Raw genomic sequence first — 2,512 nt, 5'->3', positions numbered from 1 at the left:
GAACCGCGCCGTCCAGAATGGCGCGCAGCTCGTGCTCCTCGGCCTCGGTCCGCTCCCTCGCATCGGTTCCCGACCCGATCACCCATGCACCGACCCTGGCACCGGCGGCGTGTCGTGAGACGACGGTCTCCGGACGCCGCGCGATGACCGCATCCGCCGCGCGTCCGGCGCCGATGTAGCGCACGAACCCGGCTCCGGCGCGCCACGCGGCCTCGACCCCGAGCACAGCGGCCCCCGGATACGCCGGAGACCCCGTACGCAGGCCCACGACGCCGCGGGAGTACTTGTCGTCCGATGCCTCGGGCGGCCGCACGAAACGCGCTGCATCGTCTCGGGACCAGTCGCGCACATCGGGCATGACTCCACGTTAGTCGGACGGCCCCGCTCTTCCGGAGCGGCGGTAACGTCAGGGAGGTGAGCATCCTCTTCTCCCCTTTGAGCATCCGATCGATCACCGTCAGGAACCGACTGTGGGTCTCCCCCATGTGCATGTACAGCGCCGTCGACGGCGTCGTGCAGGAGTGGCACCACACGCACCTCGCGCAGTTCGCCTCCGGCGGGGCCGGCCTGGTCGTCGCCGAAGCCACGGCCGTCGTGCCCGAGGGACGCATCTCTCCGCGGGACGTCGGACTCTGGAACGACGAGCAGCGCGACGCCTGGGCGCCGATCGTCGAAGCGATCCATGCCCGCGGGGCGGCGGCAGGAATCCAACTCGCGCACGCGGGACGCAAGGCCTCGACCTGGTGGCCGTGGGCGGAGAACCGCGGCTCGGTTCCCGCCTCGGACGGCGGGTGGACGACGACAGCACCCTCGCCCGTCGCGTTCGACGGCTTCGCGCCTCCGGAGGAGCTGGATTCCGACGGCATCGACCGCGTCGTCGAGGCCTTCGCCGTGTCGGCCCGGCGCGCCCTCGAGGCCGGTTTCGACGTGCTCGAGATCCACGGTGCGCACGGATATCTGTTTCACCAGTTCCTCTCGCCCCTGTCCAATCTGAGGCAGGACGAGTACGGCGGGTCGCTCGAGAACAGGGCGCGTCTGCTGCTGCGCGTCGTCGACGCGGTGCGTGCGGCCGCCGGCGATGCCGTACCCGTCTTCGTGCGCATCTCGGCGACCGATCACGCCGACGGCGGGTTCACCGAGCAGGAGGCCGCGGTCGTCGGGGGCTGGGCGACCGAGCACGGCGCCGACCTCATCGACGTCTCGAGCGGCGGACTCGTCGCACACCAGAAGATCAGCGTTTTCCCCGGCTACCAGGTACCCCTCGCCTCGACCGTGCGCCAGGGCGGGCGTATCCCGGTGTCGGCGGTCGGTCTCATCACCGCTGCCGAGCAGGCCGAGCAGGTGCTCGCCGAGGGATCCGCCGATGCGATCTTCGCGGGACGCGAATGGCTCCGCGATCCGCACTTCGCGCTGCGGGCCGCGCACGAACTCGGTGCCGAGGTCGCATGGCCACCGCAGTATGAACGGGCGCACTGGCACTGACGCGCCCCGTGCGCGCAGAGCGAAGCCCTCCGACCCGACCGGGCCGGAGGGCTTCGCTCTGTCAGCCGTCAGTGTCCTCGCACGCGGCGGGTAGCGTCCTGGACCTCACCGACGAGCTCCTCGAGGATGTCCTCGAGGAAGAGCACGGCCGTGGTCGTACCGCTCGCGTCACGGACCTTCGCGAGGTGTCGACCGGCGCGCCTCATCACGGCGAGAGCGTCCTCGAGGTCGGTGTCCTCCTGCACGGGGACCATGTGGTGGATCCGTTTCGAGGGCAGCGGCTCGAAGAGCTTCGCGGCAGCATCCGGGCCGTCGGAAGCGCGGAGGATGTCCTTGAGGTGCACGTACCCGACCGGTGCGCGCTCGTCATCGACGATCACGTAGCGCGAGAATCCGTAGCGGGCGACGGCCTTCTCGATGTCATCCGGTGTCGTGGACTCAGGCAGCGTCACGAGGTCGCTCAGCGGCACCGCGACGTCACGCGCCTTCTTGTCGGTGAACTCGACAGCGGCCGCCACGGCGCCCACCGTGTCGGCGAGCACCCCCTCACGTCGTGACTGATCGACGATCGTCGCGACCTCGTCCAGAGTGAAGGTCGAGGCCGCCTCGTTCTTCGGCTCGACCCGGAAGAGGCGGAGCACGCCGTTCGCGGCGGCGTTCAGGACCCAGATGACCGGCATGAACGCCTTCGACACCCAGACGAGCGGAGGAGCCAGCAGCAGCACCGCGCGGTCGGGAACCGAGAACGCGAGGTTCTTCGGCACCATCTCGCCGAACACCACGTGCAGGAACGACACCACCAGCAGGGCGATCGCGAAGGAGACGGCGTCGACGACCCCGTCCGACCAGCCCAGGGCATGCAGGGGCGTCGCCAGCAGGTGGTGGATCGCCGGCTCCGACACGTTCAGGATCAGAAGCGAGCAGATCGTGATGCCGAGCTGAGACGTCGCGAGCATGAGCGTCGCGTGCTCCATGGCGTACAGCGCGGTCTTCGCGGCTCGCGACCCCTCCTCGGCCCGCGGCTCGATCT

3 protein-coding genes are annotated in these 2,512 nt (G+C 69.9%); 1 reads left to right on the top strand and 2 read right to left on the bottom strand.

Going from position 1 to position 2,512, the window contains the following annotated elements:
• On the bottom strand, positions 1-358 hold a 358-nt coding region (locus tag RTM68_RS09280; RefSeq protein ID WP_312170287.1), incomplete at its 3' end, for an NAD(P)H-hydrate dehydratase.
• Between the two features lie 56 nt (positions 359-414).
• On the opposite strand from RTM68_RS09280, the gene RTM68_RS09275 reads away from it, so the two are divergent.
• Entirely contained in the window at positions 415-1,482 is a 1,068-nt protein-coding gene (locus RTM68_RS09275; protein ID WP_312170285.1) for an NADH:flavin oxidoreductase/NADH oxidase, read from the top strand.
• A gap of 68 nt (positions 1,483-1,550) precedes the next feature.
• On the opposite strand, the gene RTM68_RS09270 is transcribed toward RTM68_RS09275, so the two are convergent.
• Positions 1,551-2,512 (bottom strand): hemolysin family protein (locus RTM68_RS09270; RefSeq protein WP_312170283.1); only part of this gene is annotated, 962 nt, incomplete at its 5' end.

Source organism: Microbacterium sp., from assembly GCF_031988965.1.
Classification (GTDB): Bacteria; Actinomycetota; Actinomycetes; order Actinomycetales; family Microbacteriaceae; genus Microbacterium.
The sequence above is the reverse complement of the archived record's forward strand: the minus strand, read 5'-3'. Positions and strand labels throughout refer to the sequence as shown.